Annotated in this window: 16 protein-coding genes; 9 read left to right on the forward strand and 7 right to left on the reverse strand. The window is 67.1% G+C overall.

Features of this window, described 5'->3' with window-relative positions; all coding sequences use genetic code 11:
• On the reverse strand, window positions 1-810 hold the full coding sequence (locus tag IPP28_02945; protein MBL0040011.1) for a galactosyltransferase: 810 nt from the start codon (window positions 808-810) through the stop codon (window positions 1-3).
• Window positions 807-1838 (reverse strand): aminotransferase class I/II-fold pyridoxal phosphate-dependent enzyme, encoded by a 1032-nt coding sequence (locus tag IPP28_02950; GenBank protein ID MBL0040012.1) that lies wholly within the window; start codon window positions 1836-1838, stop codon window positions 807-809. Before IPP28_02950 ends, IPP28_02945 begins: the two co-directional genes overlap by 4 nt.
• A gap of 82 nt (window positions 1839-1920) precedes the next feature.
• On the opposite strand from IPP28_02950, the gene IPP28_02955 reads away from it, so the two are divergent.
• The 4 genes from IPP28_02955 (at window position 1921) to IPP28_02970 (ending at window position 9523) form a co-directional block, all read left to right on the forward strand.
• Entirely contained in the window at window positions 1921-4206 is a 2286-nt protein-coding gene (locus IPP28_02955) for an NADP-dependent malic enzyme (protein MBL0040013.1), read from the forward strand.
• Window positions 4207-4302: 96 nt separating this feature from the next.
• Window positions 4303-6687: a zinc-dependent metalloprotease gene (locus IPP28_02960; GenBank protein ID MBL0040014.1), complete on the forward strand. Its 2385-nt coding sequence runs from the start codon at window positions 4303-4305 to the stop codon at window positions 6685-6687.
• Between the two features lie 92 nt (window positions 6688-6779).
• Window positions 6780-8246 carry a TolC family protein gene (locus IPP28_02965; protein ID MBL0040015.1) on the forward strand — a complete coding sequence of 489 codons (1467 nt, stop codon included), beginning with the start codon at window positions 6780-6782 and terminating at the stop codon, window positions 8244-8246.
• A 2-nt stretch (window positions 8247-8248) separates the two neighbouring features.
• On the forward strand, window positions 8249-9523 hold the full coding sequence (locus IPP28_02970; GenBank protein ID MBL0040016.1) for a copper oxidase: 1275 nt from the start codon (window positions 8249-8251) through the stop codon (window positions 9521-9523).
• Between the two features lie 46 nt (window positions 9524-9569).
• Here IPP28_02970 and IPP28_02975 read toward each other — a convergent pair whose 3' ends face one another.
• Complete coding sequence (locus IPP28_02975) at window positions 9570-12320, reverse strand: hypothetical protein (GenBank protein ID MBL0040017.1); 2751 nt, start codon at window positions 12318-12320, stop codon at window positions 9570-9572.
• Window positions 12321-12447: 127 nt separating this feature from the next.
• Window positions 12448-13542, reverse strand: a complete 1095-nt coding sequence (locus IPP28_02980; GenBank protein MBL0040018.1) for a hypothetical protein — start codon at window positions 13540-13542, stop codon at window positions 12448-12450.
• A gap of 132 nt (window positions 13543-13674) precedes the next feature.
• Here IPP28_02980 and IPP28_02985 point away from each other — a divergent pair, with 132 nt between their 5' ends.
• The 5 genes from IPP28_02985 to IPP28_03005 all read left to right on the forward strand — a co-directional run bounded on the left by IPP28_02985 (window position 13675) and on the right by IPP28_03005 (window position 19562).
• The gene (locus tag IPP28_02985) at window positions 13675-14826 is read left to right on the forward strand and encodes a hypothetical protein (protein MBL0040019.1); all 1152 of its coding nucleotides are present in this window, start codon (window positions 13675-13677) and stop codon (window positions 14824-14826) included.
• Window positions 14827-14889: 63 nt separating this feature from the next.
• The gene (glmU, locus tag IPP28_02990; protein ID MBL0040020.1) at window positions 14890-16257 is read left to right on the forward strand and encodes a bifunctional UDP-N-acetylglucosamine diphosphorylase/glucosamine-1-phosphate N-acetyltransferase GlmU; all 1368 of its coding nucleotides are present in this window, start codon (window positions 14890-14892) and stop codon (window positions 16255-16257) included.
• A gap of 52 nt (window positions 16258-16309) precedes the next feature.
• Window positions 16310-18106, forward strand: coding sequence for a hypothetical protein (locus IPP28_02995; GenBank protein ID MBL0040021.1), 1797 nt, complete (start codon window positions 16310-16312; stop codon window positions 18104-18106).
• 122 nt (window positions 18107-18228) lie between these two features.
• Complete coding sequence (locus IPP28_03000; protein ID MBL0040022.1) at window positions 18229-19227, forward strand: glycosyltransferase family 2 protein; 999 nt, start codon at window positions 18229-18231, stop codon at window positions 19225-19227.
• Complete coding sequence (locus tag IPP28_03005) at window positions 19224-19562, forward strand: hypothetical protein (GenBank protein MBL0040023.1); 339 nt, start codon at window positions 19224-19226, stop codon at window positions 19560-19562. The genes IPP28_03000 and IPP28_03005 overlap by 4 nt, the downstream gene beginning before the upstream one ends.
• A gap of 24 nt (window positions 19563-19586) precedes the next feature.
• Here IPP28_03005 and IPP28_03010 read toward each other — a convergent pair whose 3' ends face one another.
• From IPP28_03010 to IPP28_03020, 3 genes are read right to left on the reverse strand one after another with little or no spacing between them, the layout of a single operon-like run.
• Complete coding sequence (locus IPP28_03010) at window positions 19587-20909, reverse strand: sensor histidine kinase (protein ID MBL0040024.1); 1323 nt, start codon at window positions 20907-20909, stop codon at window positions 19587-19589.
• Complete coding sequence (locus IPP28_03015) at window positions 20906-22255, reverse strand: sigma-54-dependent Fis family transcriptional regulator (protein MBL0040025.1); 1350 nt, start codon at window positions 22253-22255, stop codon at window positions 20906-20908. The genes IPP28_03010 and IPP28_03015 overlap by 4 nt, the downstream gene beginning before the upstream one ends.
• 10 nt (window positions 22256-22265) lie before the next feature.
• Window positions 22266-23498 carry an FtsX-like permease family protein gene (locus IPP28_03020; GenBank protein MBL0040026.1) on the reverse strand — a complete coding sequence of 411 codons (1233 nt, stop codon included), beginning with the start codon at window positions 23496-23498 and terminating at the stop codon, window positions 22266-22268.
• Between the last annotated feature and the right edge of the window lies 1 nt (window position 23499).

The following is a 23499-nucleotide window of genomic DNA, read 5'->3' on the forward strand; positions in this document are numbered from 1 at the left end:
TCAGGCGAAACGGACGCGATGCAGGGTGGCTTGCTCGACGCTGCGGCCTTCGATTTGCAGCGGCGCGCTGCCGATGTGGTCGAAGGCCAGACTGTTCAGGCCGTCACGTTGCCAGGCCGTGAAGCCCTCGCGGTGCAGGGTCTCGATGCGCTCGCGGTTGCGCCGGCCGGTTTCGCTCTCGCCACCGTCGGCGGTCAGGCCGTTGTGGGGATGAGGCAAGGCGCGATAGGCCCCGTCGCGCGCTTCGGCCTTCAGGCCGTTGGCGATCATGCGCAGACGCAGGTCGTGGTCTTCGTAGCCCCAGCCCCAGTAGTCGTTGCTGAACCCGTTCAAGGTCCGGAAGTCGGCGCTGGAAATGGCGGTGACGCCGCCGATGTACAGGTGCCGCTGCTGCGAATTCGGCGAGCCGTACCAGCACAGCCGCGACGGATGCAGCGGAAACGCATAGTCGGCCCAGATCGGCAGCAGATCGACATCGTGCAGGCACAGGTAGTCAGCCGTATCGCCGATCAGGGCGAAGCCGGCATTGATCAACCGGCCGCGATTGAAGGGCAGCTCGTCGGCCTGCTCGATGACGTGGATGTGCAACGGGATGTTGCGGTCGAGCTTGTCGATGCGGAAATAGTCGAGCAGGTTCGGAATGAACGTGCGCAAGTGCTGCGCGCGATCGCGATAGGGCACGACGACCGCAAGTCGCCGCTGCCAGTGATCGCGGGGCCGAGCGAGCGCATCCGGCGCAACCCATTGCGCTGCCAGCAGCGCATTGATCTCGCCGTGGTCGAGTGGCACCGGATGGCGGTTCGCGCTCACGCCAAGACCGTGCGCGCCGCGGCCAACGCTGCTTCGATATCGGCGGCGGACACGTCGAGATGGGTGACGGCGCGCAGGGTACGGTCGTCGAAGGGGCCGATGCGCACGCCGTGCGCGGCGAGACGCTGCGAGAACTCGGCCGCATCGAAGCCGAGGCGTTCGACGTCGAGCCGGAAAAACACGATATTGGTCTCGATGCTGCGCGGATCGAGAATCACGCCAGGCAGCGCCGCCAAACCCTCCGCCAACCGTTTGGCATGGGCGTGATCGTCGACCAGGCGTTCGACATGGTGGTCGAGTGCGTACAGCGCACCGGCGGCGATGATGCCGGCCTGGCGCATCGCGCCACCCAGACGCTGCTTGATCACCCAGGCGCGCTCGATGAATTCGCGCGAACCGGCCAGGCAGGCACCGATCGGTGCCCCGAGTCCCTTGCTGAAATCGATCCAGACCGAATCGTAGGCGGCCGAATAATCGCGCGCGCTGATCCCGGTCGCGGCCGAGGCGTTCAGCAGGCGCGCGCCGTCCATGTGCGTGCGCAGACCGCGTTCGTGCGCGAGTTCGGCGACCGCATTCAACTGCGCCAGCGGCCAAATCGAACCACCGCCCAGGTTCGCGGTCTGTTCGACGCAGACCAGGGACGGCTGCGGACAATGCCGCCACTTCGCTCGGAAACTGGCCTGAAGCTGCGCGGCGGTGAACTGGCCGCGCTCGCCATGAATCGCGTGCATCATCACGCCGGCGTTCGCGGCCGGACCGCCGGCCTCGTAGACCGCGATATGGGCCGTGCGTTCGCACAACACCTCGTCTCCGGGACGACACCAGGTGGCGATGGCGAGCTGGTTGCACATGGCGCCGCTGGGCGCGAACAGTGCCGCTTCCTTGCCGAGCAGGTTCGCCACCCGTTCACACAGGGCATTGACGGTCGGGTCTTCGAACGCCTGCTCGTCGCCGACCTCGGCATTCGCCATCGCCTGCCGCATCGCTGCGGTCGGACGGGTCTTCACATCGCTGGCCAAATCGATCATGCATTCACTCCGGTGCAAGGGCCGCATCATACCTGCGTGATATTCTCCGCCGCCTTCGTTCAACAGACGCGACCCCATGTCCATCTCGGAAGAACTCAAGGCCCAGGCGCTCGAATACCACCGCCAGCAGCCCTACGGAAAGATCAAGGTCGCAGCGACCAAGCCGCTGGTCACACAGAAGGATTTGTCGCTGGCCTACTCGCCCGGCGTGGCGGCGGCCTGCGAGGAAATCGTGCGCGATCCGAACGCGGTCGACGAGCTGACCGCGCGCGGCAATCTGGTGGCGGTGATCACCAACGGCACTGCGGTGCTCGGTCTCGGCGCCATCGGCCCGCTGGCCGCGAAGCCGGTGATGGAAGGCAAGGGCGTGCTGTTCCAGAAGTTCGCCGGCATCGACGTGTTCGACATCGAGATCAACGAGCGCGATCCGGACAAGCTGGTCGACATCATCGCGTCGCTGGAACCGACCTTCGGCGGCATCAATCTCGAAGACATCAAGGCGCCGGAGTGCTTCATCGTCGAGAAGAAGCTGCGCGAGCGCGTCAAGATCCCGGTCTTCCACGACGATCAGCACGGCACGGCGATCATCGTCGGTGCGGCCATCCTGAACGCGCTGCACGTGGTCGGCAAGAAGATCGAGGACGTGAAGCTGGCCTCCACCGGCGCCGGCGCCGCCGGCATCGCCTGCCTCGACATGCTGGTCGCACTCGGCCTGCGCAAGGAAAACATCCTCGTCGTCGACCGTTGCGGCGTCGTCTACGAAGGGCGTCCCGAGGACATGGATGTCGACAAGGCGCGTTATGCGCGCGCCACCGACAAGCGCACCCTGGCGGAAATCGTCGAGGGCGCCGACATCTTCCTCGGGCTCTCCGCCGCGGGCGTGCTGAAGCCCGACATGGTCAAGACCATGGCTGATCGGCCGATCATCTTCGCGCTCGCGAATCCGACCCCCGAGATCCTGCCCGAGTTGGCCAAGGCCGCGCGCCCGGACTGCATCATCGCGACCGGGCGTTCGGACTATCCCAATCAGGTCAACAACGCGTTGTGTTTTCCGTACATCTTCCGCGGCGCGCTCGATGTCGGCGCAACCACGATCAACGAGGCGATGAAGCTTGCCTGCGTGCGCGCGATCGCGGCGCTGGCGCGGCGCGAGGCCAGCGATGTCGCGGCCGCGGCGTATGGTGGACGATCGGTGTCGTTCGGGCCGGAATACCTGATCCCGCAGCCCTTCGATCCGCGCCTGATCGTCGAACTCGCGCCCGCGGTGGCGCAGGCGGCGATGGACTCGGGCATCGCGACGCGACCGATCACCGATTGCGCGGCCTACAAGGAAAAGCTGTCGCAGTTCGTGTTCCGCACCGGCATGCTGATGAAGCCGATCTTCGATCGCGCGCGTGGCAGCCTGCAGCGCGTGGTCTATGCCGAAGGCGAAGAGGAAACGGTGTTGCGCGCGGTGCAGACGGTGATCGACGAGCGCCTGGCCCGTCCGATCCTGATCGGTCGCCCGGCGGTGATCGAGCGCCGGATCGAGAAGCTCGGTCTGCGCATCCGGGCCGGCGTCGATTTCGACCTCACCAACATCGATGACGATCCGCGCTTCAACAGTTATTGGCAGCGCTACCACGAGCTGATGGAGCGCCGCGGGGTGAACCCGGACGCCGCCAAGGCGATCGTGCGCTCGCGCGTGACCGTGGTCGCGGCGCTGATGCTCGACCGCGGCGAAGCCGACGCGATGATCTGCGGCATTGTCGGACGCTATCAGCGCAAGCTGCAGCACATCCTCAGCGTGATCCCGCGCGATCCGGGCGTGCAGTCGCTGGCCGCACTCACTGCGGTCGCGAACGATCGCGGCACCTTCTTCTTCCTCGACACGCATGTGCAGGCCGATCCGACCGCCGAGCAACTGGCGGAAGCGACCCTGCAGGCGGCCTATCGACTGCGCTTGTTCGGCATTCCGCCGAAGATCGCGCTGCTCTCGCATTCGAACTTCGGCTCGCATGACAACCCGAGCGCGCTGAAGATGCGCAAGGTACGCGAACTGGTACTGGCCAAGGCGCCGCGCCTGGAAATCGAGGGCGAGATGCACGCCGATGCGGCCTTGAACGAAGCGATCCGCGAGAAGCTGTTCCCGGGTTCGGCCTTGAAAGGGCGTGCCAACCTGTTCGTCTGCCCGAATCTCGATGCCGCGAACATCGCCTACAACATTACCCGCCAGATGACCGACGGCGTCGCCATCGGCCCGATCCTGATGGGCGTGTCCAAGCCGGTGCACGTGCTCACCCCCGCCAGCACCGTCCGCCGCGTCGTCAACATGACCGCCCTCGCCGCGGTCGAGGCGCAGATCCGCGACAAGCTCGCTGAGAGTTGATTGCCGCAAGCCGTGCACCTGCCGTGATTGTCGCGTGTTGGAATCGGCTGCAAGGTCGTAAGCTCGGCTTTCCATGACGCGAGGTCGGCGATGCACATGCGCAACTGGGTCGGAACCTTACTGCTGCTGGTCGCGATGACGGCCTGGGCGAAGCGCGAAGCTCCGCCCGCGGCACCTGCGGCGCAACCGGGCTTCCTTGATGTGCAGGCGGATGCGGCGACGGCGCGGGTCGTGGTCGGCGTGCATGCGCTGGATGCGCCGATGTTGATGGTCACTGCCCTGCCGGGAGCGCTGGGTTCGAACGACGTCGGCCTGGATCGCAATCAATCGGGCGAGCCGAAGCTGGTCGAGTTCCGACGGCTCGGCAAGAAGTTGCTGCTCGTGCAGCGGAACATGAAGTTCATCGCCGACAGTGCCGATGGCGACGAAGCGAGGTCGGCGCATGATGCGTTCGCCGAGGCGGTGCTGTGGTCGGGCGACCTGCTCAATGCCGACGCGGACAAGGGACCATGGCTGGTGGATCTGTCCTCGCTGATCGCGAGCGATCAGCATGGCGTGGCCGATCGCCTGAGGGGGACGCAGCAGGGCGGGTACACGCTCGACGCCGGGCGCAGCGGCGTGCTCGCCGCGGCCGCAAAGGCCTATCCCGACAATGTCGAGTTCGAAGCCCTGCTCACCTTTGCCGGCAGCGGCGATGGGGCGTTCGTGCAGCAGGCCGTGGCCGATGCGCGGGCGATCACGTTGCGCCAGCAATTGAGCTTCGTGCGCCTGCCCGACGACGGCTTCCGCAAGCGTGCCTACCACCCGGCCTCGGGCGGCTGGAGTGTCGGCGGATTCGATTTCGCCCAGCCCTTGAGTCGCGACCTCGATGTGCGCTGGCAGGCACGCTTCCGCCTGCAGAAGACCGATCCCGCGGCCACTCGCAGTACGGTGGTCAAGCCGATCGTGTTCTACCTCGATCGCGGCACGCCGGAGCCGGTGCGCGGCGCGCTGCTCGACGGCGCGCGCTGGTGGGCGGACGCATTCGATGCGGCGGGCTTCATCGACGCGTTCAAGGTCGAGGTCGCGCCGGAAGGCATGGACCTCGCCGACGTGCGCTACAACGCGATCACCTGGACCCATCGCGCGACCCGCGGCTGGTCCTACGGCGGCGGCATCATCGACCCGCGCAGCGGTGAAATCATCAAGGGTTTCGTGAATCTCGGTTCGCAACGCGTACGCCAGGACCTGCTCATCGCCGAAGGACTGCTCGCCGCGCATGCGCTTGACGCCGACCCAGCGTTGCGGCAACAGGCGCTGGACATGGCACTGGCGCGGCTGCGCCAGCTTGCGGCGCACGAGGTCGGCCATGCGCTCGGTTTCGCCCACAACTTCGCGGCGAGTCGTACCGGCAACGGCTCGGTGCTCGACTATCCGCATCCGATCATCACGCTCGATGGCGAAGGCCGCGTCCAGCTCGCGCAACCGTATGGCGTCGGCGTCGGGGACTGGGACAAGTTCGTGGTCGCGCACGGTTATGGCGAATTCGCCGCGAACGACGAACTCGCCGCCCTCGCAAAGCTGCGTCATGACATCGCGGCAAGGGGCTATCGCTATGTCAGCGATGCCGATGCGCGCGCGCCCGGGGATGCGCATCCGGAAGGCTTGCTGTGGGATGTCGGCAGTGACCCGATCGCGAGTTTCGATCATCTGCTTCAGGTGCGCGCCGCGGCGCTGGCGCGCTTTGCGGAGGGTGCCTTGCCGGGCGATCGCCAGAGCGGCGAACTGGAACGCCGCCTGGTGCCGATCCATCTGTTGCATCGCTACCAGACCGAGGCGGTCGCGCGCCTGATCGGCGGCGCCGAGTACGACTATGGCCTGGGCAGCGATGCGACGCTCGGTGCGCGCGCGGTCGCCGCGACGCGCCAGCATGCGGCCTTGCAGGCGCTGCAGCGCGCCTTGGCGATCGACACGCTGGCCCTGCCGGCATCGGTGCGCGCGGTGCTGACGCCACCGTCGACCGAATACAGCCGCGGACCCGAATATTTCACGACCCAGACCGGCCCATTGTTCGACGAAGCCGCTGCGACCAGCGCAGCGACCGCGCTGGTGGTGCAGTTCGCATTCGCACCGCAGCGATTGAATCGATTGGCCTGGCAGCAGTCGCGCGACGCGGCGATGCCGTCGTTGCGCGATGTGTTCGATGGGTTGGTCGCGCGTTCGTGGCGGGAGTCCGTCGGCGCCGATGCGCTGGTGCGACGCACGCGCAACTGGGTGCTTCTTGATGCGGCGCTGAACCTGCTCGCCGAGGGCCAGTTGCATGCCGCCGTCGATGCCGAATGGCGCGGCCTGCTGCGCGCATTCGCGGGCGAACTCGGGGCGATGCCTGCCGCGAACAGCGATGCCCGCGAAGGCGCGCGCCTGGTCGTGCGCTATCTCGATGCGCCGGAGACCGCGAAACTGCGGCCGCTGCCCACCATTCCGCCGGGTGCGCCGATCTGAGGCCAACCTTCCCTTGAATCGTCCGGCGCGGACACGCAGTCTATGCGGCATGCCTCGCGCCGCTGCGCGACCGACCGTCGACGAGAAATGCCATGAAACGAATGTTCCTGCACGCGCCGCTGCTGGCCAGCGTCGCGCTGCTGCAAGCCTGTGCCAGCCTGCCGCGTGATCGCGGTGCCGCCGAGGTCGATGACATCGTTGCCCGTCATGTAGGAGCGAGCCCCGGCTCGCGATTCTTGTCTTCCGCGGCCGATGAATCAGGGCCAGAGCATCGCGGGGCGGAGCCCGCTCCCACAACAGCAATGACGGAGGCGGACCTGGTCGCCTATGCCCTGAAGCATCATCCCGATTTCGTGCGGCTGTACGCCGAACTGGGCGTGGCCAGCGTCGCGCGATTCGATGCCGTCCGACTCGCCAATCCCGGCATCGGCTACCGCGACCTCGATGTCGAGGAAGCCGGTGCACTGAATGTGTTGACCTGGTCCGTGCATGTACCGCTGGCCGAATGGTTGCTGTCGCCGGCACGCGCGCGGATCGGCCGCGACCACTGGCAGGCGGCGGTGCATCGGGTTGCAGCCCCGGTCGGCGAACGTGTGCTCGACGTGCGCGCCGCGCGCATCCGCGTCGCCGAGGCCGAGCGTGCCTTGAAGATCGCCGAGGCCGAGGCCGATGTCGCCGATGCCGCGCGTGCGCTGGCGCGGCGCATGTACGAGGCCGGCACGATCGCGTTCAAGCAACTGGCAGCCGAACGCGCGGCGGCGGCCGATGCCGCGCTGGAGACCGTCGAGGCACGCGCGACGCGCGACGCCGCGCGTCTGGCGCTGGCGGCCGCGATCGGTTGGCCGGATGTGGCGAGCATGCCCGCCATCGACACGCGCCTGGATCTGCCCGGTGGCGACGATGCTGCGCGCGATGCGCTGGTCGAACGCGCCCTGCGCGAACACCCCGACATCATCGCCGCACGTCACGAAGAACAGGCGATGCTGCGCGCCGCGCGCATCGCGAAGCGGGCCTGGTGGCTACTCGATCTCGATGGCGAATACGAACGCGAACGTGGCGACAGCGGCGTGATTGAACGCGGCCCCGGCTTCTCGTTGTCGCTGCCGCTGTTCCGCCAAGGCCAGGACACCCGCCTGGCAGCGCGGGCGCTGGAAGAACGCGCCCAGGCCGATCGTGCCGAGCGCGAACTGCAGCTGCGCTACGAAATCGATGCTGCGTTGGCCGAACGCCGTGCCGCGCGCGAACGCATCGCCTTGCTGCGCGAGGAAGTGCTGCCGGCGCACGAGAATCTGGTGCGCGAACACCAGCGCGAATACGACTACATGCTGGCCGGGGCGTTCGAGCTGATCGAAGCGCGGCGCGACCAGTACCGCGCCTATCGCGACTATCTCGCCGCCGTCGCCGAGCACCTGCTCGCCGGCATCGATCTGTCGCGCGCCGTCGGGACCGATCTCGGTGCCGCTGTGGGCGATGCCTTGCCTGATCCCGACCTGCCGGGCGCCGCGCCCGCAAGCGACGCGGTCGATCATTCCTCGCACACCCATGGAGACACGCCATGACCCTGTCCCGACGCGACTGGTTGATGGGCGCGGGCGCACTCGCCGCCGGCACGCTCGTCAGCACGCCTGAAGCCCTGCGCGCCGCCGAAGCGGCCGCGATGCAACCCGCACGCAGTGGCCGCATCCACACGCCGAACGGCTGGACCCTGCCGCACCGCATGAACAACGGCGTCAAGGAATTCCATCTCGTCGCCGAAGCGATCGAGCACGAGTTCGCACCGGGCACGAAGGCGAAGCTGTGGGGCTACAACGGCAGCACGCTCGGCCCGACGATCGAAGCGGTGGAAGGTGACCGCGTGCGCATCTTCGTGACCAACCGCCTGCCCGAGCACACCTCGATCCACTGGCACGGCCTGCTGCTGCCCTGTGGCATGGACGGCGTCAGCGGCTTGACCCAGCCGTCGATCCAGCCCGGCGAAACCTACGCCTACGAGTTCACGCTGCGCCAGCACGGCACGCATCTGTATCACCCGCATGCCGACGAGATGGTGCAGCTCGCGCTCGGCATGATGGGTTTCTTCATCATCCATCCGCGCGGCGCCGCCCAGGTCGATCGCGACTTCGCGGTGCTGCTGCACCAGTTCGCGCTGCATCCGGGCACCACGCGTCCGGATCCGAACGTGATGCTCGATGCCTCGCAGTGGACGATGAACAGCAAAGTCTTCCCGGCCATCGAGCCGCTGATCTGCGCGGCGGGCGAACGCGTGCGCATCCGCGTCGCCAACCTGTCGATGTGGAACCACCCGATCCACCTGCACGGCCACCAGTTCGAAGTCACCGGTTCGGATGGCGGGCGTTGGCCGAAGACGCTGTGGCGGCGCGAGGTCACCGAAATTGTCGGCGTCGGCCAATGTCGCGATATCGAGTTCGATGCGGTCGAAGGCGACTGGGCCTTCCACTGCCACATGAGCCATCACACGATGGGGCCGATGGGCCACGACGTGCCGAATACGCTCGGCGTTGATCAAAAGGGTGTCGAGGAGCGCATCCGCGAACATCTGCCGGGCTACATGGCGATGGGTGAGTCCGGCATGGCCGAACACCAGATGCACACCGACATGGGCCACATGCAGGGGCCGTACAACACGCTGCCGATGATGATGGGCAAGGGCCCGTTCGGGCGTCTCGAAATGGGCGGCATGTTCAACGTCGTGAAGGTGCGCAAGGGCATTGCGACCAACGACTTCCGCGATCCGGGCTGGTTCGACCACCCGAAGCACACGGTCGCCGCAAAGGTCAGCAGCGACCCGGATTTCGGCAGTCCGGTGCGGCGTTGACCCTGCGGATGTAGGTGCGCCGCACGCGGCGCTCCTACGCCGGGTTCTATTCGAAGCCGTTGCGATAGACCGGGTCACCGCCGCTGTCGTTGTCGGTGATCGTGCCGACCGCCTGACCGTCGCCGATGGTCGACGAACTGGTGGCGCTGAGCGTCACCGCGAACTGTTCGTCGAATTCGTCGATCAGTTCGCCGACGATCGGGATGTTGAGGGTGCCCGTGGTGGCGCCGGCGGCGATGGTCGCGCTGCCGCCGGTGCCGATGTAGTCGGTGATTGCGGTCGCATCAAGCGGCGCGGTGGCGTAATTCACGATGACGTCAGCGCCGACGCTGTTGGCGATCGAGATCGTGAAGGCCATGTTCGCGAGTCCGACATCGCCCTCGGTCAACGAGGCATCCGCGATCGAGACAGCCGGGCCGTTATCGTCATTGCCGATGGTGCCGGTCGCGCTGGCGTCGATGATCGAATAGCCGGCGGTCGGGTTGGTCAGGTTCACCGAGAGGGTTTCATCGGCCTCGAAGGTCGTGTCGCCGATTCGGCTGACATCGAAGTCGATGCTGCTGACGCCGGTCGTGAAGGTCAGCGCCAGCGATCGCGACTGGTAGTCGCTGTTGGCGAGCGTCGCGGTACCGTCGGCGGTGCTGGCAGTCACCGTGATCGATGGCTGGCTCGGGTTCGACAGCGTGACCACGAAGCGGGTCGGATTGACGCCGTTTTCGGGCTGGATCGGCGCATCGGCGATGCTGATCGTCGGGGTCGGATCGTTGTCGTTGATGCTGCCGGTGCCGCTGCTGTCGCCAATCGTGGCGTTCGCCGCAGCACTCAGGTTCAGCGCAAAAGTCTCGGCCGCGCCGGGCTCATCGAGATTGTCGTCGGTGGTGTTCACCACGACGTTCTGGGTCAGCGCACTGCCGGCGGTGAAGGTCAGGGTCGCCGCGCTCAAGCTGGTGAAGTCGCCCGAGGTCGCGGTGCCATTGGCGGTGGCGCGCGAGACGGTGACGGTGCGGCTGTTCGGGTTCGACAGGGTCACGACGAAGGTGATCGGGCTGCCCTCGCTGACTGCGGCCGGATCATTCACGGTGATCGTGGTGGTGTCGTCGTCGGTGATGGTGCCGGTGGCCTGCGCGTCGCTGATCGTGTAGCCGGCGGAAGGCGAGGTGAGGTTCACGACGAAGGTCTCGTCGAGCTCGTCGATGTTGTCGTTGTTGACGGTGACGTTGAGCGTGGCCGTCGTCGAACCGTCCGCGAAGTTGACGGTCTGGCTGGCGACATTGGTGTAGTCCGTGCCGCCACCGGTCGCCGTGCCCGCGGCCGTGGTCGCGACGACACTGGCGGCACCCGAGCTGTTCGAACGCGTCAACGTGAAATTCATCGGCGACGTCGCCTCGCCCAAGGTCCGGTCCGCGATCGAGATCGTTCCGCCCGAACCGGTGGTGAAGCAGCCCTGATTGACGTTGAGCGTGATGAATGGCGAAAGGTAGGTCACATGAGCGGTGGCGAATACCGCCGAGTTGCTGCAGCCGCCCAGCAAGTGGCAATAGCTCATGATGGTGCCGCGAACACCGGTGACGCCATTGATGGTCTGTGATGACGGGCAGGCAGTCGCGCCGCCATAGCAGCCAAATGGCGCCGGGCCCGCTTCGCCGTTGTAACAAGTGTCGATGGTGTTGGTTGTCGCTGCCGGATTGCCGTCACCCGTGACGGCATCGCTGCAGTGCGTGTGATTCGCGCCGAAGTTGTGGCCGAGTTCGTGTCCAATGAACTTCGCATCATTGGGAGTTGCACTGGTGGTATTGGTCTGCGTCTGGTTGACGCTGTAGTGGCCGAATGTGCAAGTCCCGTCAGTGCAGCCACCGAACGTCTGTCCTTTGGCATTGCAGTAGTTCCGGTTGTCGAGCACCCAGGCGATTCCGGAGAAGCAGCCGGTGCAGTCGAGTTTTCCCGACATTTGGGCAGCGAAAGCGCGGTTGAGGGCTGCGTTGTTGGCTGCCCATACCTCGCCGAACTCGTCCAGCTGATCATTGATGTCCGTTCCATCGGAAGGGAACGGGTCGCTGCCGGTGCGCCAGAACACGTCGCCCACAAGCAAGGTCACGTCGAGATCGCGTTCGTAGATGGCGTTCAATTGGGTGAACAACGAGGTCAGCCAGTTCGTCGCATTCGTCGTGTTGTTCGCAAATCGTTCGCTCATGAACTCGATGTCGGAATCAATTGCGACTCGAGCCGAACGCGATGCGGCGAGCAGGATCTTGTCGGCCGGATCGGCTTCAGCAAATGCGGAGTCGACGTCGGCTTGCGACGGAAGTTGCATGCGCGACGCAGCCAGATCGTTGAAACAGGAACCCGCAAATTTCTGGCCATCAGCCTCAGGCTCGGACGCATCCTTGGCACCGATCTGCATGACACCGTTGCGTGTATTGCCTTCGATGGCAATCAAGCGCCCGTTGTCGGCAATGCTGCCACCCTCGATGCGGCCACCATCCGCGGAAATGACGAGTCCCAGGTAGGGGGCGGCGGTCTCGGAGTCGTCCGCAATGAACGACCGCATCGTGCCCCTTGGAACGTCGCGCTCGACACCGTTGTCCACGTGACGTATGCGCGCATCGGCCGCAAAGACCTCAATGCGCTTGAGGCGCACCGTGGCCGTGGTGTTCAGGTCCACCGGGATCCCGGATACCTCGACGGTGCCACCGACCGGCACCTTGAGCATCGCATCGACATCGGACCCGGAGAGCTGAGCGCATTCGCCGCCCAACGACATCAGCAGCAGGAGAGGCAAATATCGGCGCAGCTTCATCGGTTCACTCCACGCGGCCCGTCGCTGGCCGTTCCGGTTGGGGACCGAGTATAGGCAAGCGCGCGTTGCCGTTCCGTGTGGCGGACGCCAGTTGCCGCAACGGCACGCCGGCACCGACCGGCGGCGCTCAGAAGTCGAGGGTTTCGAAGCCGTTCTGCAGGATCACCTCGGCCAGGCCGCCGTACAGCGAGAACGGAAAGGTGTTGTTCGCGAGATTGCTGTCCGGCGTCGCTCCCGAGGCCACCACGCCGCTCATCGTCCGAAAGCCCAGGTACTTGTCTAGGATCACCGAACAGACGATCGCCGATCCCGAGGCCAGCGTCGCCTGCGGGCTGCTCGGACTGCAGACGATGCTCGCGTTCAGGCCGGCAGGCACATCGGCGAATCCGCAGCTCACGTTGCTGGCGGTGTTCGGGCCATTGTTGGCGCAGCGGATGGTGTAACTCACCCGGCCCGGTGGCGGCGGGGGCGGCGGCAGTTGCTGCGACACCTGCAGATCGGTGCTCGGGGTCGGACTGGTCGCCGACACCAGCAGGCCGAGGTACGGGAAGGCCCATGGATCAATGCCATCGCCCTGGACCGAATGCACCGTGCCGTAGAAGCGGTCGGCCTCGACGCCGTTGTTGCCGCTCATCGTGCGGTTCGCGACCAGCGGGATCAGGAACTCGTAGCCGGCCTGGCTGCCCAATGGCCACGACGTCGCGCCGGAATTGTTCGGATCGCGGCGATCGAGCTGGTAGGCATTGCCGCCCGGCACCGGGACGATGGCGTAAGGATTGGCTCCGGCCGCAGGTTGCGGACAGCCGGTGACGCGCAGGTTCGCGCCGAACGAGATGTCGGTGATGACCGCATTGGTGAATTCGATCCAGCCGCCGGTCCCGCTCATCGCCCGATAGAAGCAACGCACCGGAGCGCTCGCATTGACGTAGACCGACGCACCCGATGGCGGCACGAACCCGACGGCCATCAGCCGCCCGACGCTGGGCGAGGCGATGCCTTCCATGCGCAGGCTGACGTAGAACGGCTGGTTCACGCTCGGCTGCGGCGGGCTCGGGATGTAGGCCTGCGACACGAAGTAGCCGGTGCCGTTGGGCGTGTAGCCGAGCGTGAAATCGTAGGCGGGCGTGTAGATCAGCGGCCCGGCGCGCCATTGCACCTGGGCGGCCAGCGGCATGGCGACCAGCACGGTCAGGGCGGCGAGCAATCGGATCAGGCGGGACATGACGGCACCATCGTGGTCGAGGATATGCGCGGGTACGCAGGAAGGCGGCAAAACTCGTCAGGCCGCCCGACGCGGCTGGGGGAACCGGGCCGCGGCCGCGTCCTGAGGTGGAGTCGATGCCTGGGGGCGGGAATGCGTGCAAGTCTGGTCGGAATGTTGATCCTGGGTCTGTCGGGCGTGGCCGTCGCGGCGGCGCAGCGACCGCTCAACGTGGTCGTGATGGTCGAGCAGCCCAATCCGTTCGAGCCCGAGACCTACATCTTGGCGAAGCTGCGTGCCGGTGACCCGGTACCGGTGCAGCGCCGCACCCTGGCCGGGCCCGCACAGGTCACGCTCTCGCACGACCGCCAGCGGATCTTCGCGATCACGCCGAACGCGCCGTCCGGCATCCGGATCGAGACCTATGCTGCGGATGATTTCAGCCTGCAATCGGCGGTGGACGCGAATGTTCCGGTGCATCTTGCGGGCGCCGCACTGGCCGAGCTGCCGACCCGTCCGGGCGTGCTGGCCTTGGCGCGCTGCTGGTGGATCGATGCCACGAGCGGCGCCGTGCTGGTGTCGCCGCAAAGCCTGGGGCTGGATTGTTATGCGTACCCGCACGGCACCGGCCTGTCGGCGAGCGGACGTTACCTGCTGCTCGACGTCGACCATCAACCCGACGGCACCGCGCGCAACCTGGTGGTCGAGGTCGCGAATCCCGGTCTGCCGCTGCTGGAACTGCCGTCCCGGAGCGGACCGATCCTCGATGACGATTCGGCCGTCGTCGTGAACGCGGTCGGGGAAATCCAGTTGCGATCGATCGTTGGCGCGCCGATGCGGGTGTTTCCGATACCGGCGGGTTGGGGGCAGATCTACTGGATCGGTGTCCATCGCGGCGTGCTGTACGGAACGCGTTACGGCGGCGCGAATTTCAGCCTCGCGCTGATCCGGCTGGACGCGCGCAGCGGCGAATGGGCAACCATCGACCCCGACACCGCGCTCGGATTCGATGCGGTCGCCGATTTCGATGGCCGCTGGGCGCTCTTCACGAAGCCGGTCGAGGAATGGTGCATGGTCCTGTGTTTTTTCAGCGGCGCGAGCCAGGCGCTGCTGGATGTCGACACCGGGACGTTCATCGAAACCACATGGGAGTCGGCCGGTCCGGCCTCGCGCGGCCGCGGCCTGCTGGCGCCCCTGTCGGCCGTGCCGGTCGACGCGATCTCCACGCCGTTGGCCTCGATGCTGCTGATCGGACTCGTGTGGATCGTGACGCGGCGCAGGCTCGCGGATGCCGCGTCGGGCTGACGCGATTGGTGCGATCGGCGTCGACCCCTAGAATGCGCGGACTGCCTGTCGTCCGGAGTCCGCATGTCCCCGAAGCCGCTGCACGTCGTGATCCTCGCCGCCGGTGAGGGCAAGCGCATGAAGTCGGCGCGGCCGAAGGTGCTGCAGCCGGTGTGCGGCGTGCCGATGCTGGCGCGGGTGGTCGGCGTGGCGCGCGAGCTTGGGCCTGAGGCCATCCATATCGTCTACGGCCACGGCGGCGACCAGGTGCGCGCGGCGTTCGCGCACGTCACCGACCTGCGCTGGGCCGAACAGGCACAGCAACTCGGTACCGGGCACGCGGTGATGCAGGCGATGCCCGGCATTTCCGATGATGCGCGCGTGCTGGTGCTGTATGGCGATGTGCCGCTGACGCGGGCATCGACCCTGCGCGTGCTGGTCGATGCGTCCGGGTGGCTGGCCGTATTGGCCGCCGAATTCGCCGATCCGACCGGGTACGGTCGCGTCGTTCGCGATGCGCGCGGCCAGGTCGCCGCGATCGTCGAGGACAAGGACGCCACCCACGCGCAGCGCGCGATCCGCGCAATCAATACCGGCATGATTGCCGCCGATGCCGCACCGCTGCGGCGCTGGCTGGCGACGCTGGGTACGGCGAACGCGCAGGGCGAGTACTACCTCACCGATGTCTTTGCGAAGGCCGCGGCCGACGGACAGGCCGCGAGCGTGGTGCTGTGCGCCGATGCCGACGAGGCCCTGGGGGCGAACGACGCGGTACAACTGGCCGACCTCTCCCTGAAGTTGAACGCGCGTCGCGTCCGCGACCTGCTGCTCGGCGGCGTGCGCATGGCCGATCCCGACAGCGTGCAGGTGCGCGCTGACGTGAGCCACGGACGCGATGTCGAGTTCGACCTGAACCTGGTGCTGGAAGGGTTCATCACGCTCGGCGACGAGGTGCGCGTCGGCCCGTTCGTGCGCCTGAAAGATTGCCGGCTCGCGGCCGGCACGGTCGTGAACGCGCATTGCGATCTGGAGGGCGTGGTCACGCACGGCCCCTGCGTCATCGGCCCGTTCGCGCGCCTGCGCCCCGGCACCGAACTGGCCGAAGGCGTGCACATCGGCAACTTCGTCGAGACCAAGCAGACGACACTGGGTCGCGGATCGAAAGCGAACCACCTGACCTACCTCGGCGACGCCGTGATCGGTGCCGGCGTCAACATCGGCGCCGGCACCATCACCTGCAATTACGACGGCGCGAACAAGCACGTCACCCGCATCGGCGACGGCGCCTTCATCGGTTCGAATTCGTCCCTGGTCGCGCCCGTCACCATCGGTGCCGACGCCACCGTCGCCGCCGGCAGCGTCATCACCCACGACGCGCCACCCGGCGAACTCACCGTTGCACGCGCCAAGGCACGCACCGTCAGCGGCTGGAAGCGGCCGCGCAAGGGCTGAGTCGATGCACGCCGATGAGCGCTCTGTCGCGTCGCGATGGGCGGCCGCCGCGATGTCCGCGATGCTGCTGGCGGTTGCGGTGTATTACGCCGGGTCCACCCTGTTTGCGGTCTGGCATTACGGCTGGAGCGAAATGTTCGCCGACCAGTTCTGGCAGTACACGAAGCTGATCGAACAGCCTTTCCCGATGAGCATCATGCTGCCGGACAGTCAGCATCGACAGGTCATGTCGCATCTGCTGCGACTCGCGGACATCCGTTACGGCGGCGGCGACCAGGTGATCGGCGTCATTGCCGGGTTGGCCGCGATGATCGCGCTGCTGTCGGCGCTGTGCGTGGTGATCTGGCGGCAGCGCGAATGGACGGTGCTGGTGCGCGCGGCAATCACGACGCTGGCGACCGCGGCACTGATGTGGATGGGTTCGGCGCGCATGCAGTTCCACGGCAACGAGGCCTTCCAGGTCTACGCGATCATGGGCTGCGCGGTGCTGGCGATCCTCGCCATCGAGCGTCTGCGCGCGCGGGCACGGTCACGATATCTCGTGTTCGCACTGATTGCGGCCACCGTGGCGGCGATGACGTTCGCCAGCGGTATCGCGGTATTCGGGCTTGTCGTCGTGATGCTGTGGCTGCGCCGGATGCCGGCGCGATGGCTGCTCGGATCGGTGGCGGCGTCCCTGCTGCTGGTGCTGGCCTACACCGTGCTGTTGCCGGGTGGCGACAGCGTCCGCGGCATGGTGTCGTTGTCGCCCGGGCCGATCGCGAAGAACACCGCGGCCTGGCTCGGTTCGGCGTGGGTCAATGCGTGGCTGGCATTTGCAGATGCGGGTATTGCCGGCGTCGATGCCGACTTGATGGCCAGGGAGCGGCTGGGCGCGCCCCTGGTCGCGTCGGCGCGATGGCTGTCCGCGGTCTTCGGGCAACCATCGCGGGTGGCGATGGCGACAGTGATCGGGCTGGGCGGTCTGATGGGGCTGGCGGGACTGGGCTGGCGACTCCGGCGTTGTCCGGAACATCGGTCGACCGTGGAGATCGTGGGCGTCGGGTTGGCGGTATTCGCGCTCGGCGTGGCCTTGCTCGTGGCCGTCGGTCGCAGTCAGCTGTTCGCCCTCGTGCCCGATCAGGTGCTGGCGGATCGGTACCTGCCGTGGTCGGTGCTGTTCTGGCTGGGCTTGGCGATGGCGACGGCTGCGCGTCTGACGGCGGTGCCGGGCGGCCCGTGGCTGACCGCGGCTGCGGCATTGCTGGTGCCGGTGTTGCTGTATCCGACCCATCGACTGGGCTACGGCGTGGCAGCGGCGATTGAGCGCAGCGTCGAGATGCGCGCCGCGCAGTTGCAGGCGGGCGTGTTCGCAACCGGCATGGCGAGACATTGCGCGATCGCCAACCTCGACTACGTCCGCGGTTTCGTCGCGACGCTCCGGGAACATCGCGTCGGCATGTTCCGACAGCCGCGCAATCACCTGCTCGGCACGACCGTGACCCACCTGCCGGGTGCCGCTGCCGCGCAGGCCTGGGTCGGCGACCTGCAGCCACTGCGCGAAGACGGATCGACGGCGTTCGCCGGCTGGGCAGTGCAGGGCGTACTGCTCGACGCCCGTCTGCGCGAGCGCATCGACGGACTGGTCGTCGTGGATGCGCAGCGACGGGTCGTGGGGATCGGCGAATTCAGCTATCGCACCCGCGGCGCCGGAGGGTGGTCGCGTATCGACCGCGTCGCCGACGGATTCGATGTCGCGATCGTCGCGGACGCCGCCTGCACTGGGCTGCACTTGTACGGCGTCGATGATGCCGGTCAGAGATTCGAGGCCTTGGCCCCGCTGCCGACCTGTTCCAGGCCGCCTCGCTGACGCGGCCGCCGGGGTCGGCGCGCGGACCCGGGGGTTGCAGCCGGTATCATCGCCGGGAATGCACCTGCGGCCGGCCGGTCCCGGTCCGCCGCGTGGTCTGCACCCCTCTCACGGAAGATCCGATGCCGCATTTCGTCCTGCCGCGCCTGCCTGCAGTCCACACTGCCCGTGCCGTGCCGCGCCTGAGCGTGGTGGTGCCGGCCTTCAACGAGGAAGCGGTCATCGCGGAGACGCATCGGCGCCTGCGCGCCGCCTGTGCGGACGTGGTCGGCGAGGACTTCGAGATCGTCTTTGTCGATGACGGTTCGCGTGATCGCACCTGGGCGATGCTGGGGGCGCTCGCGGCCGAGGATGCGAACGTGGTCGCGGTCGGCCTGTCGCGCAACTTCGGACACCAACTGGCACTGAGTGCCGGGCTCGAACTGTGTCGCGGCGAACGCATCCTGATGATCGACGCCGACCTGCAGGATCCGCCGGAACTGCTCGGCGCGATGATGGCGAAGATCGACGCCGGCGCCGACATCGTCTACGGCCAGCGCACCGAACGCCTGGGCGAGACCGCGTTCAAGCGCGGCACGGCGGCGGCGTTCTATCGCCTGCTCGATCGCCTGACCGATGTCGACATCCCGACCGATACCGGCGACTTCCGCCTGGTCACGCGTCCGGTGCTGGACGCGCTGCGGCAGTTGCCCGAGTCGCATCGATTCGTGCGCGGGCTGTTTGCGTGGCTCGGGTTCGACCAGGTGGCCTTGCCGTACGCGCGCCAGGAGCGCTATGCCGGCGAAACCAAGTATCCGCTGAAGCGGATGCTGCGCCTCGCCGTCGACGCCATCACCGGCTTCTCGACCGTGCCGCTGCGCGCGGCACTGTGGCTGGCGGTGATCGGTTTCGTGGTCGCGCTCGGTGTCGGCGTCTACGCCATCGGCTCCTGGCTGTACTTCGACACGGTGCGCGGCTGGGCCAGTATCGTCGGCGTGATCGCGTTGTTCGCATCGGCACAGCTGCTTTGCCTCGGCATCCTCGGCGAATACATCGGCCGCATGTTCATGCAGGCCAAGGGCCGCCCGCTCGCGATCGTGCGCGAGGTGGTGGTGCGACCGACCGTCGGTGCCGTCCGATGAAACTCCTGCACCTGTTGCTGCTGCTCGCCTGCATCACCGCGGCAGCCGGGCAGATGTTGCTGAAGGCCGGCGCGGCCGGGCGCACGCAGTTCATCGAATTCGTGAACTGGCAGGTGGCCTTCGGACTGGGTGGCTACGCGATCAGCACCTTGATGTGGCTGTATTGCCTGTCGAAACTGCCCTTGCGCGTGGTCTATCCCTACACCGCGCTGACCTTCGTGCTGGTCGTCATCGGCGCCGTGGCCGTGTTCGGCGAGCGCGCCGGATGGCGGGCCGGGGCCGGCACCCTGATGGTGCTCGCTGGTCTGCTGCTGATCATGGCGGATCGCAGTTGACGCCGCCGTCGGGCGTCATCGAACTCATTGCGGCAAGGTGATCGTCACCGTGAGACCGCCGGCGTCGCGGTTGGCCAGCGCAATGTGGCCGTTGTGGGCTTCGACGATTTCGCGGGTGAGGGCGAGGCCGAGGCCGGTGCCGCCGCGCTTGGTCGAGTAGAACGGCAGCAGCGCCTGCGCCAGCACGTCCGCGTTCATGCCGGGTCCGCGGTCGAGCACCTCGATGCGCAGCGCGTTCGGCAGATCGCGTGCGACGAGTTCGACCGCATCCGCGGGCGATCCGGACTCGTGCGCGTTCTTGATCAGATTCAACAGCGCCTGTTCCATCTGCATCGCATCGAACTTCGGCCGGTGCGTGGGCTCGCCCAGTGACACGAAGCCGGCGGCTGCGTGCAGGCGCTCGACGAAGGCTGTCCAGTCGACGGCATCGATGCGCGGCGCCGGCAGCTTGGCGAACTGCGCATAGCCACGGATGAAGGTATCGAGGTGGCGCGCGCGCTCCTCGATCGCCGCGAACACCACCGGCAATTTCTCGTGCTGGCCGCGGCGGGTGAGTTCGGCACCGGAGTGGGCCATCGACGCGATCGGTGCCAGCGAGTTGTTCAACTCATGGCTGATCAGGCGGATCACCTTCTTCCAGGTCTGCACTTCCTGGCGCCGCAGTTCCTGCGACAGGCCGCGCAGCAGGACCAGTTCATGCGGGCGCCCGTTCAGGCGGAACGCTCGCCGTGACAGATGGAATACCTGCTCGTCGTCCGGCTGTTCGCCTTCGACCGTGAACAGGCCGTCGCCGCCGCGGCGCAGGGCATCGCTCAGGGCCGGAACCGCAAGCAGCAGCAGGGCGTCGCGATGCAGTCCTTCGATGCGGCGACCGTCGTGCAGCAGTTTGCGCGCGGCGAGGTTGCCGTAGATGACGTGGCCGGCGGCGTCGAACAGCAGCATCGCCACCGGCGTGTTCTGGACCATGGTGTCGAGCAGCAGTTCGCGCTGCACAAGCGTCAGCCGCTGCTCGCGCAGGGTGTCGCCGAGCGCATTGTGGGCGCGCACCAGGTCGGCGAGTTCGTCGTTGCGCGACCAGTGCAGGCCGAACGCGAAGTCGCCGTCGCGATAGCTGGTGACGGTGCCGGCGAGCGCGCGGAACAGCGAGCGCATCGGATCGATCTCGCGACCGATCAGCAGCCACATCGGCAGCAACGACAGTCCGACCGCGACCACGGCTGCCAGCCATGGCGGATCGAGCCAGTGATCGATGGTCAGGGTCAGTGCCGCGACGGTGCCCGCGCACAACAGCGCGATCAATGCGTAACGCAGGCGCAGTCCGAAGCGGGGCCGGCGCGGTGCGTTCATGCGCGGTCGATGCCGAGGCGCTCCATGCGCCGGTACAAGGCTTGTCGCGACAGGCCGAGTTCGGCGGCGGCCTGCGCGATCACGCCGTTCGCGCGACCGATTGCCGCTTCGATCGCGTCGCGGTCGGGTTCGCTGCGATCGGTCATCTGCAACCCATGGCCGATCTGTGCCGGCGTCGCATTCAGGCCGAGGTCGCGCGCATGCAGGGTGTCGCCACTGGCGAGCAGGCTGGCGCGGCTGATGGTGTTCTTGAGTTCACGCACGTTGCCCGGCCAGTCATGTCGCTGCAGGGCGGCGCGGGCATCGTCCGAGAGGCGCTTGCCCCGGCCGAGGAAAGACTCGGCCAGCGGCCCGATATCGTCGCGCCGGTCGGCGAGTGCAGGCAGCACGATCTCGATCAGGTTCAGGCGGTAGTAGAGGTCTTCGCGGAACCGGCCCTGGCGGATCATCGCCGGCAGGTCGGCATTGGTCGCGCTGAGCACGCGCACCTTCACTTCGCGCTCGCGGTTTGCACCCAGGCGCGCGAACTTGCCGGTCTCGAGCACGCGCAGCAACTTCATCTGACCGGCCAGCGGCAGGTTGCCGATTTCGTCGAGGAACAGGGTGCCGCCATCGGCCGCTTCGAACTTGCCTTCGCGCGCCTTGTTCGCGCCGGTGTAGGCGCCGGCTTCGGCACCGAACAGTTCGGCCTCGATCAGTTCGCTCGGCAGCGCACCGCAGTTGACGGTGATGAAGGGGCCGTCGCGCACGCTGGAATTGGCCTGGATGATGCTCGCGATGCCTTCCTTGCCGGCGCCGTTCGGCCCGGTGATCAGCACCGGCACGTCGGCCCGCGCGACCTGGCAGGCCAGGTGCACGGCACGCGCGGTCGATGCGTCGGCGAAGACATAGCCGCGCAGGTCGAATCCGGCCATCGCTCGGCGCAGGCCCCGTTCGCTGTCGCGCGCGCGCCCGAGCGCCCGATTCGCCTCGCCGAGTTCGATCAGGTTGTTGACGGTCGCGACCAGCTTGCGGTCGTCCCAGGGTTTCGCGAGATAGTCGGCCGCACCCGCCTTGACCAGATCGACCGCGGTTTCCAGGTGCGTCCACGCCGTCAGCAGGATCACCGGCAAGTCCGGATGGCGCGCGCGGATATCGCGAAACAGTGCCTCGCCCTCGCGCCCCGAGGTGGTGTCGGCACTGAAGTTCATGTCCTGGATCACCAGATCGACCGGCGTGCGCGCGAGCAGCGCCAAGCCGGCCTCGGGCGAGGCGGCGCACAGCGTGTCGAGGTCGTGCAGGGACAGCAGCAACGCGAGCGCATCGGTGACGCCCGCGTTGTCGTCGATCAGGAGAACGGTCGGCATGCGCGGATGATTACACGCTGCGCGTGGCCGTGGCCGGTGCGATCAGCGAGGCGCGCCGGGCCGGTGCAAACGTGGCCGCCTGACCCACCAGCCAGAGCAGGACCATGCCGATCGCGAGGTCGGAGAGCGGCAGCCGCGACAGTGACAGGCTCTCGGCGACGATCTGGTTCAGCAGCAGCGCAAGCACGATGCCGATGCCGATGCCGATGCTGGTGACGATGAAGTTCTCCAGCAGGTAGTAGCGCAGGATGTCGCTGCGCCGCGCGCCGAGCGCACGCCGCACCCCGATCTGCTTGCGCCGCTGGCCGACCCAGAAACTGGCCATGCCGAGGATGCCGCTGGCGGTGACGAGCACCAGCAGGCCGGTCATCGTCGCCATCATCGAGGACAGAAAATAGTCGTTGCGATAGCGCCGTTCGCGCAGGCCAAGCAAGGTGTTCGCGGGCTGCAGCAGGCGTCCGTCGCTGGGCTTGACCAACGCAGCCTCCGCGGCCTTGATCACCTCGGCCTGAGTGCCCGGTGCGGTGCGCACGATGTACTGCGGCGAGTCCTGCGGCATGCGCACCGGCATGATCAGGGATTCGCCGCCGGTCTTGGATCCCCAACTGGTGCGGCCCCACGGCGTGGCCAGCGTCTCGACGACGCCGACGACGCGCAGTTCCGCCGCGTCATCGCCCTTGCCCCAGTAGAACACCTGGCCGGGATAGTCGCTCAGTTCCGGGAACATGACGCGCGCCATCGTCTCGCTGATGATCACCGGCAACGAGGTGGTCTTGCTCGGATAGGTGGCGAACTCGAGGTATTCGCCGGGCAGGAAGTCACGGCCCTGGATCAGTTTCAGGCCGAGCGTGTCGACCATCGAGCTGGCCGATTCGTAGGTCGCGCCATTGCTGGTCGATTGCTGCTGGTCGCGTTTGCGGAAGAAGCCGCTGTTGTTGCCCGACTGTCCAAGCGGCACCTGGTTCACCATCGCGACCTGGGTGACGCCGGGGATCGCGCGCAATACCGCTTCGTCGATCTTTTGTTGTGCGATCGGGTCCTTGGTCTCGCGATAGCTGGTCGCGCGGATTTGAAACACGTTCGCCTCGTCCGCCCCGGTGGGCTGGCGTGCGGCGTTGACCTTGTCGGCGACGACGTAGAACACGTTGCTGGCGATCGCAAGCGTCAGCGCGACCTGCGCCGCAATGACCGCGACGCCGATCTTGTTGCGCAGCAGGGTCTTCAGGATCGGTTTGATGTCCATG

This window comes from Lysobacterales bacterium (genome assembly GCA_016721845.1).
Lineage (GTDB): Bacteria > Pseudomonadota > Gammaproteobacteria > Xanthomonadales > Ahniellaceae > JADKHK01.

Excerpts from the sequence above, each read along its gene's own strand:
- IPP28_02950 (MBL0040012.1), bottom strand. The coding sequence starts at position 1,838 with ATGATCGATTTGGCCAGCGATGTGAAGACCCGTCCGACCGCAGCGATG.
- IPP28_02960 (MBL0040014.1), top strand. The coding sequence starts at position 4,303 with ATGCGCAACTGGGTCGGAACCTTACTGCTGCTGGTCGCGATGACGGCC.
- IPP28_02965 (MBL0040015.1), top strand. The coding sequence starts at position 6,780 with ATGAAACGAATGTTCCTGCACGCGCCGCTGCTGGCCAGCGTCGCGCTG.
- IPP28_02975 (MBL0040017.1), bottom strand. The coding sequence starts at position 12,320 with ATGAAGCTGCGCCGATATTTGCCTCTCCTGCTGCTGATGTCGTTGGGC.
- IPP28_02980 (MBL0040018.1), bottom strand. The coding sequence starts at position 13,542 with ATGTCCCGCCTGATCCGATTGCTCGCCGCCCTGACCGTGCTGGTCGCC.
- IPP28_02985 (MBL0040019.1), top strand. The coding sequence starts at position 13,675 with ATGCGTGCAAGTCTGGTCGGAATGTTGATCCTGGGTCTGTCGGGCGTG.
- glmU (MBL0040020.1), top strand. The coding sequence starts at position 14,890 with ATGTCCCCGAAGCCGCTGCACGTCGTGATCCTCGCCGCCGGTGAGGGC.
- IPP28_02995 (MBL0040021.1), top strand. The coding sequence starts at position 16,310 with ATGTCCGCGATGCTGCTGGCGGTTGCGGTGTATTACGCCGGGTCCACC.
- IPP28_03000 (MBL0040022.1), top strand. The coding sequence starts at position 18,229 with ATGCCGCATTTCGTCCTGCCGCGCCTGCCTGCAGTCCACACTGCCCGT.
- IPP28_03005 (MBL0040023.1), top strand. The coding sequence starts at position 19,224 with ATGAAACTCCTGCACCTGTTGCTGCTGCTCGCCTGCATCACCGCGGCA.
- IPP28_03010 (MBL0040024.1), bottom strand. The coding sequence starts at position 20,909 with ATGAACGCACCGCGCCGGCCCCGCTTCGGACTGCGCCTGCGTTACGCA.
- IPP28_03015 (MBL0040025.1), bottom strand. The coding sequence starts at position 22,255 with ATGCCGACCGTTCTCCTGATCGACGACAACGCGGGCGTCACCGATGCG.
- IPP28_03020 (MBL0040026.1), bottom strand. The coding sequence starts at position 23,498 with ATGGACATCAAACCGATCCTGAAGACCCTGCTGCGCAACAAGATCGGC.